Source organism: Mycobacterium scrofulaceum, from assembly GCF_002086735.1.
Lineage (GTDB): Bacteria > Actinomycetota > Actinomycetes > Mycobacteriales > Mycobacteriaceae > Mycobacterium > Mycobacterium scrofulaceum.
Map to the genome: position 1 here is coordinate 65,908 of NZ_MVIJ01000030.1, position 7,695 is coordinate 73,602.

Here is a 7,695-nt window from a genome sequence, read left to right on the forward strand (position 1 = left end):
GTTGCCTGCAGACGCTTGTCGTCGCCATAGGGGAGAATCTCCAACGTGTCTGGACGGCGGCGTGATGATCCGGGCCGCGTGGCCTCCACCCCGGGTCGCCGGCCCCGCAACGGGGCTGCCAGCCAACATCCGGGCATGGCCAATTACCCCGCCGACGACGCCGCGAATCGGCGGGCACGCCGGCCATCGCCGATGCCTAGCGCCAACCGCTACCTGCCGCCCATCGGCCACCAGTCGGAGCCGGATCGAAGCGACAACACGCCCCCGCGCGCTGCCGTCGGCGGCGAACGGATCACCGTCACCCGCGCCGCCGCGCTGCGGAGCCGCGAGATGGGTTCGCGGATGTACTGGATGGTGCAACGGGCCGCCACCGCCGACGGGGCCGACAAATCCGGCCTGACGGCGCTCACCTGGCCGGTGATGGCCAACTTCGCGGTGGACGCCGCGATGGCCGTGGCGCTGGCCAACACGCTGTTCTTCGCGGCGGCCACCGGGGAGAGCAAGGGCCGCGTCGCGCTGTACCTGCTGATCACCATCGCGCCGTTCGCCGTCATCGCGCCGCTCATCGGTCCCGCGCTGGACCGGCTGCAGCACGGCCGGCGGGTCGCGCTCGCCGGGTCGTTCATTTTGCGCACGGCGTTGGCGCTCCTGCTGATCTTGAACTACGACGGCGCCACCGGGAGCTACCCGTCGTGGGTGCTCTACCCGTGCGCGCTGGCGATGATGGTGTTCTCCAAGTCGTTCAGCGTGCTGCGCAGCGCCGTGACCCCCCGCGTCATGCCGCCGACCATCGACCTGGTGCGGGTGAACTCCCGGTTGACCGTGTTCGGTCTGCTCGGCGGCACCATCGCCGGCGGGGCCGTCGCGGCCGGCGTCGAGTTCGTCTGCACCCACCTGTTCAAGCTGCCCGGCGCGCTGTTCGTCGTCATCGCGGTCACCATCGCCGGCGCCTCGCTGTCGATGCGGATCCCGCGCTGGGTCGAGGTGACGGCGGGCGAGGTGCCGGCCACCTTGAGCTACCGGCAGGACAGCGAGCCGCCGCGCAGGCACTGGCGCAAAGAGGTCAAGAAGGTCGGCGGCGCCTTGCGACAACCGCTGGGCCGCAACATCATCACCTCGTTGTGGGGCAACTGCACCATCAAGGTCATGGTCGGCTTCTTGTTCCTATACCCGGCGTTTGTCGCCAAGGCGCACCAGGCCAGCGGCTGGGTTCAGCTGGGGATGCTGGGGATGATCGGCGCGGCCGCCGGCATCGGGAACTTCGCCGGCAACTTCGCCGCGGCACGCCTGCAGCTGGGCCGGCCGGCCGTGCTGGTGGTGCGCTGCACGCTGGCGGTCTCGGCGGTGGCGCTGGCGGCGTCGGTGGCGGGCACCCTCGCGGCGGCCGTCATCGCCACCCTGGTCACGTCGGGTTCCAGCGCCATCGCCAAGGCCTCGCTGGACGCCTCGCTGCAGAACGACCTGCCCGAGGAATCGCGCGCGTCCGGATTCGGGCGCTCCGAGTCGACGCTGCAGCTGGCCTGGGTGCTGGGCGGCGCCGTGGGCGTCTTGGTCTACACCGAACTGTGGGTCGGCTTCACCGCGGTCACGGCGCTGCTGATCCTCGGGTTGGCGCAGACGCTCGTGAGCTATCAAGGGAATTCGCTGATTCCAGGACTCGGAGGTAACCGGCCGGTCATGGTGGAACAGGAGCGCGTGCGCCGCGGCAGCCCGGAGGCGGTGCCCGAGTGAAACGCGGTATGGCCGTGCTGCTCGCCGGTCTGATGACTGTGTTGTGCGTAGCCGTTGGGGTCGGCACCTGGCTGCTGGTGCGGCCGTCCGGCCCGCAGCGCCCCGAGATCAGCGCGTATTCGCACGGCCACCTCGCGAGGGTGGGGCCTTACCTGTACTGCAGCGTGCTGAACCTCGACGACTGTGACACGACCCAGACGCAGGGCGAGCTGAAGGTCAGCGAGCGCTATCCGGTGCAGCTATCGGTGCCCGACGCGATCTACCGGGCGCCGTGGCGGCTGCTGCAGGTCTACGAGGATCCCACCAACACGACCAGCACCATCTTTCGGCCGAACACCCGGTTCGCGGTCACCATCCCCCCGGTCGACCCCCATCGCGGCCGCATGGTCGGGATCGTCGTGCAATTGCTGACGCTGGTGATGGATCCCGGCGGCGAGCTCCGCGACGTCCCGCACGCGGAATGGTCGGTGCGCCTGGTCTTCTGACGGGGCGCCGGTGTGACGACGGCTAACGTCGTCGAGCGACGATCACCGGTGTGCGCACCGCGTGCACCACTGCCGTGCTCACGGATCCGAGCAGCATTCCGGCGAAGCCGCCGCGCCCGTGGCTCCCGACGACCACCAGTTGCGCCGACTCTGAGCCCTCGACGAGGTGTTGGGCGGGCCGGTTGACCACGACCTCGCGGCGGACGACGACGTCGGGATAGCGTTGCCGGTACCCCGCCAGCCGCTCCGCCAATGTCTCCTCGGCCTCAGACTGCAGTGCCGTCCAGGAGGTTCTGGTCGTTCCGGTCCACTCCCGCAGCGGGATGTCGGGGACCTCGGCGTCGGTCCAGGCATAAAGCGCGACGAGTTCCGCACCCCGCCAGGAAGCTTCGTCGAACGCGATGGCGGTCGCCAGCTCCGACACCGGCGAACCATCGACGCCGACAAGCACGCAGCCCTCGCGGGGCGAGGCTTCGTTGCGGATCACCGCCACCGGGCAGTGGGCGTGGTGGATGAGCCCGGTGCTGACAGATCCCAACAGCCCGCGTTCCAACGCTCCGTGACCGCGGCTTCCGACCACGACCATGTCGGCTTTGGTCGACAATTCGACGAGCGCGGGGACGGGCGCGTCGGTGATCACCTCGTTGTTGATTCGCGGCCGGTTGCCTTCGTCGGTCACGCTCTCGACGATCTTGGCCGCGTCGACAAGTATCTGCTCCACCGATCTGCCCAGCTGTTCGCGGAATTCCGCCGGGGCGGAGTCTCCTGTCCACTCGAGTACCGGCGCTCCGCCGGGCGCCGGCGCCGCGGCATGCGCCAGGGTCAGTGCCGCCTTGCGCATCGTTGCCTCGCGGGCGGCCCACCGGATGGCTTCGTTCGAATCCGGCGACCCGTCGATCGCGACGACGATTCCCGGATTGGTTATTTCGCTGACCATTTCGGCGCCTCGTCCCTCGAAGAGTGTGGTCCGGCACAGTCAACTCTAGGATTTCGGTGATGCGCGGTCAGGGGCCGTTGGTCCCATCCCTGATGACCAAACGACCTTCCGCGCCTGCCCGGCGGCCGCAACGCCGAACCCGCCGCCATTCGGACCGGTCGCAACTCCGCCGGACGAGAGTGCCGGCCTTAGAAAGGATGTGCCACCCGCTCGGCCGCCGGCGGCGGCCCCGGCGGGGTTCCGTCGCCGAACGGCTTGCCGCCCAGAGACTCCCGCCCGTGCGGCGACAGCCAGCCGGTGAGGTCGGGCCCCTTGGGCACGATGCGGGTGGGGTTGATGTCGGCGTGCACGATGTAATAGTGCTGCTTGATCTGGACGAAGTCGATGGTGTCGCCGAACCCCGGTGTCTGGAACAGGTCGCGCGCATACGCCCACAGCACCGGCATCTCGCTCAGTTTGCTGCGGTTGCATTTGAAATGCCCGTGGTACACCGGGTCGAAGCGGGCCAGCGTGGTGAACAGCCGCACGTCGGCCTCGGTTATGGTGTCGCCCACCAGGTATCGCTGATCGGCCAGCCGGTCGCTCACCCAATCCAACGCGGCGAACAGCCGATCGTAGGCCGCGTCGTAGGCCTGTTGCGAGCCGGCGAAACCGCACCGATACACCCCGTTGTTGATCTCGGTATAGACCCGCTTGTTCACCTCGTCGATCTCGGCGCGCAGCCGCTCCGGGTATAGCTCCGGTGCGCCGTCGCGGTGGTAGGCGGTCCACTCCGTGGAGAAATCCAGGGTCATCTGGGCGAAATCGTTGGTGACGACCGCGCCCGTCGGGATGTCGACGAGCGCGGGAACGGTGATGCCCTTCGGGTAGTCGGGGAAGCGCTTGAAGTACGCGTCCTGTAGCCGCGGGATTTTCAGCACCGGGTCGACGCCGCCCGGGTCGAGGTCGAACGTCCAACTGCGCTCGTCGTGGGTAGGCCCGCAAAACCCAATGGAGAGAACACTTTCCAGTCCCAGCAGGCGCCTGACGATGTTGGCGCGGTTCGCCCACGGACAGGCGCGGGCGACGACGAGCCGGTACCGGCCGGGCTCCACCGGGTAACCGTCGCGCCCGTCGGCGGTGACGCGGCTGGTGATGTAGTTGGTATCGCGGGTGAAGTCACCTTTGTCGGCGACGTAGGCGGCCATGCCCACGATTCTGCCCCAGGCCACGGGGCGTCCGGGTGCCAGCCGGTTCCGCCGAGGGGTTAGGAGTCGAGCTCCCGGGCGACCGCGCGGACCACCTCGGAAACGCGTCGGGCCGTCTTGCGGTCCGGGTAGCGCCCCTTGCGCAACTCGGGCTGCACGGCGCCCTCCAGCAGCGTGATCATGTCCTCGACCATGCCGTGCAGCTCGTCGGGGCTGTGTTTGTGCTCGACGGGCGTCTCGCGGCGCCCCTGAGCCTTGGTGAGGCTGGGCGGCGGCTCAATCAGCTTGAGGCTCAGCGCCTGCGGTCCGCGCCGCCCGGAGGCGATGCCGAACTCCACCCGCTGGCCCGCTTTGAGCCCCTCGACCCCGGCGGGCAACGCCGACGAGCGGACGTACACGTCTTCGCCGTCCTCTTGCGACAGGAAGCCAAACCCCTTGTCGGCGTCGTACCACTTAACCTTGCCGGTCGGCACTGGTCTCACCTGCTTGTCTAACGGATCAATAGAATGGCCAACAGAATAAGCGTCCCGCCTGCGCAGGACGCCGTTTGGTCTATAGATCCTACTCGGCTGCTCACCTAACGAGCACCCCCGTTATCCCACACTCGGTAGGCTGGGCATCAACGGTGGAGGAGATATGCGCCTGATCCTGAACGTCATCTGGCTCGTGTTCGGCGGCCTGTGGATGGCCGCCGGGTACTTCGTCGCGGCGCTCGTCAGCTTCTTGCTGATCATCACCATTCCCTTCGGCTTCGCGTCGCTGCGCATCGCGGCGTACGCGTTGTGGCCGTTCGGCCGCACGATCGTCGACAAGCCGACGGCGGGAACGGGGGCCCTCATCGGAAACATCATCTGGGTGCTGTTGTTCGGGATCTGGCTGGCGATCGGCCACGTGGTGAGCGCGCTGGCCATGGCGATCACCATCGTCGGCATTCCGCTGGCGCTGGCCAACCTCAAGCTCATCCCGGTGTCGCTGATGCCGCTGGGCAAGCAGATCGTGCCGGTCAGCGCGCCGTCCCACTACGCGTCGGTGGCCGCATGACATTGACCGCGCTGGGTGTGCCGACGGTGCCGGGCCGCACCGCCGGTGCCGACGCGCGGAACGCGCCGACGGCGGGCCCGTTGGTGGACACCTACGGGCGGGTCGCCACCGACTTGCGCGTGTCACTGACCGACCGCTGCAACCTGCGGTGCAGTTACTGCATGCCGGCCGAAGGCTTGGACTGGCTGCCGGGCGAGCAACTCCTGCGTCCCGACGAGCTGACCCGGCTCATGCAGATCGCCGTCGCCCGGTTGGGCATCACCAGCGTGCGGTTCACCGGGGGGGAGCCGCTGTTGGCGCGGCACCTGGAAGAGGTGGTCGCCGCCGTGGCCGGCTTGCGCCCCCGCCCGGAAGTCTCGCTGACCACCAACGGTGTCGGGCTGGCCCGGCGCGCCGCCGCGCTCGCCCGGGCCGGCCTGAATCGGGTCAATGTGTCCATGGACAGCGTGGATCGCGACCACTTCGCGGCGATCACCCGCCGGGACCGGCTCGACGACGTGCTCGCCGGCCTGGCCGCCGCCCACGAGGCGGGCCTGACACCGGTCAAGGTGAACGCGGTGCTCGACCCCGTCACCGGGCGTGAGGACGTCGTCGAGCTGCTGCGGTTCTGCCTCGAGCGCGGCCACCAACTGCGGGTGATCGAGCAGATGCCGCTGGACGCCGGGCACCAATGGCGCAGGGGCGCCGCGTTGAGCGCCGACGATGTGTTCGACACCCTGCGCCCACATTTCCGGTTACGTCCGGACCCGGCGCCCCGCGGATCGGCGCCCGCCGAGTTGTGGCTGGTCGACACCGGCCCGGACACGCCGAGCGGGAAATTCGGTGTCATCGCGTCGGTGTCGCACGCGTTCTGTTCGGCCTGCGATCGCACCCGGCTGACCGCCGACGGCCAGATCCGCAGCTGCCTGTTCTCTGCCGAGGAGACCGATCTTCGTACCCTGTTGCGCACCGGGGCGTCCGACGACGCGATCGAAGCCGCGTGGCGCGTCGCGATGTGGGGCAAGCCCGCCGGTCACGGCATCAACGACCCGAGCTTCATCCAGCCCGACCGCCCGATGAGTGCGATCGGTGGCTGACCCGGTGCCCCAGACCTCCGTCGCACGAGACGGTGTCCAGGTGACCGTGCGCTATTTCGCGGCCGCGCGTGCGGCGGCCGGAACCGAATCGGAGACGCTGGTGCTGCGCCCCGGCACCACGGTGGCCGAACTCGTCGAGCGCCTCGCAATCCGGGGCTCTCGGCTCGCCACCGTGTTGACCAGGTGCTCGTACCTGTGCGACGGGATCGCCGTCCGCGACGAGACCGCGTCGTTACGCGGCGGCAACACGATCGACGTCCTACCCCCCTTCGCCGGTGGCTAAAACTGTGAGATACCTCACGTAACGAAACGATAACGACGCCATCACGCCCGGATATCGGCCGCTATGACCTGCGTGAATGCCGCGTGTTCCTCGGGTTTTCGGACATGGCCGAAAGGGAAACGCCGGGTTTCGCTGAACGTGACGGGACCAACAGAAACCGCTACCTTTCTCCGAAGGCACGCCAAGACAACCGAATTGGCAGACCTCCCCTACCTATCGCGCCGAGCTCCATCCAATAGGCAGGGGTCCACCGACCTACGTGGATGGAGACGGGGGACCCACCGGTCCACCGTGATCGGACTGGGGCCGCTTGCGGCCCCTTGGGGTGAAGCCGGGTCGTTTCGCAGTGGAGACGACGACGGCCGGGTGGCCTCTCCAACCCGAACCCGACAGCTGACCTCGCAGGCGCGTGACGAGAGAGGAATTTTCCCGGCCTATGAGTGGACGTCACCGTAAGCCCAGCACGTCGAACATCAGCGTCGCCAAGATCGCCGTCACCGGGGCGGTCCTGGGTGGCGGCAGCATCGCCCTGGCCGGCCAGGCGGCCGCGGCCACCGACGGCGAATGGGACCAGGTAGCCCGTTGTGAGTCGGGCGGCAACTGGGCCATCAACACCGGCAACGGTTATCACGGCGGCGTGCAGTTCAGCTCAAGCACGTGGGCATCGCACGGTGGCGGCCAGTACGCCCCGTCGGCGGAATTGGCCACCAAGGAACAGCAGATCGCCGTCGCCGAGCGGGTGCTCGCGACTCAGGGCCGTGGCGCGTGGCCCGTGTGCGGTGGCCCGCTGTCGGGCGCGACGCCGCGTGAGGTTCCCGCGCCGGCCGGGCTCGACGCCCCGCTGGACGCGCCAGGGATCAACGGCCAGCCGGCGCCGCTGGCGCCGCCGCCCGCCGACGCGCCCCCGCCGGACGCCCCTCCGCCGCCGGCGCCGGTGCAGCTGACCGCCTTCGGC

The 7,695-nt window shown here is 69.0% G+C and carries 9 protein-coding genes and 1 riboswitch; of the genes, 6 read left to right on the top strand and 3 right to left on the bottom strand.

The genetic code is table 11. The features are described from left to right. Positions 1–78 precede the first annotated feature (78 nt). Together BST44_RS18930 and BST44_RS18935 are read left to right on the top strand one after the other, a co-directional pair. Positions 79–1,731 (top strand): MFS transporter, encoded by a 1,653-nt coding sequence (locus BST44_RS18930; RefSeq protein WP_142274572.1) that lies wholly within the window; start codon positions 79–81, stop codon positions 1,729–1,731. Continuing rightward, the gene (locus tag BST44_RS18935) at positions 1,728–2,216 is read left to right on the top strand and encodes a DUF2771 domain-containing protein (protein WP_142274569.1); all 489 of its coding nucleotides are present in this window, start codon (positions 1,728–1,730) and stop codon (positions 2,214–2,216) included. The genes BST44_RS18930 and BST44_RS18935 overlap by 4 nt, the downstream gene beginning before the upstream one ends. 22 nt (positions 2,217–2,238) lie before the next feature. Here the strand turns inward: BST44_RS18935 and BST44_RS18940 are convergent, their stop codons facing one another. The 3 genes from BST44_RS18940 to BST44_RS18950 all read right to left on the bottom strand — a co-directional run bounded on the left by BST44_RS18940 (position 2,239) and on the right by BST44_RS18950 (position 4,813). Next, positions 2,239–3,153, bottom strand: coding sequence for a universal stress protein (locus BST44_RS18940; protein WP_083178635.1), 915 nt, complete (start codon positions 3,151–3,153; stop codon positions 2,239–2,241). A gap of 188 nt (positions 3,154–3,341) precedes the next feature. Further along, the gene (locus BST44_RS18945) at positions 3,342–4,340 is read right to left on the bottom strand and encodes a glutathione S-transferase family protein (RefSeq protein ID WP_083178636.1); all 999 of its coding nucleotides are present in this window, start codon (positions 4,338–4,340) and stop codon (positions 3,342–3,344) included. Between the two features lie 59 nt (positions 4,341–4,399). Beyond that, the gene (locus BST44_RS18950; protein ID WP_083178637.1) at positions 4,400–4,813 is read right to left on the bottom strand and encodes a cold-shock protein; all 414 of its coding nucleotides are present in this window, start codon (positions 4,811–4,813) and stop codon (positions 4,400–4,402) included. A gap of 163 nt (positions 4,814–4,976) precedes the next feature. Here BST44_RS18950 and BST44_RS18955 point away from each other — a divergent pair, with 163 nt between their 5' ends. From BST44_RS18955 to BST44_RS18970, 4 genes are all read left to right on the top strand, one after another. After that, positions 4,977–5,381, top strand: coding sequence for a YccF domain-containing protein (locus BST44_RS18955; RefSeq protein WP_083178638.1), 405 nt, complete (start codon positions 4,977–4,979; stop codon positions 5,379–5,381). Further along, positions 5,378–6,457, top strand: a complete 1,080-nt coding sequence (gene moaA, locus BST44_RS18960) for a GTP 3',8-cyclase MoaA (protein ID WP_083178639.1) — start codon at positions 5,378–5,380, stop codon at positions 6,455–6,457. Before BST44_RS18955 ends, moaA begins: the two co-directional genes overlap by 4 nt. Continuing rightward, entirely contained in the window at positions 6,450–6,740 is a 291-nt protein-coding gene (locus BST44_RS18965; protein WP_208619837.1) for a MoaD/ThiS family protein, read from the top strand. The genes moaA and BST44_RS18965 overlap by 8 nt, the downstream gene beginning before the upstream one ends. Positions 6,741–6,978: 238 nt before the next feature. Further along, positions 6,979–7,164, top strand: a riboswitch (cyclic di-AMP (ydaO/yuaA leader). A gap of 12 nt (positions 7,165–7,176) precedes the next feature. Then, positions 7,177–7,695 (top strand): transglycosylase family protein (locus BST44_RS18970; RefSeq protein ID WP_142274570.1); only part of this gene is annotated, 519 nt, incomplete at its 3' end.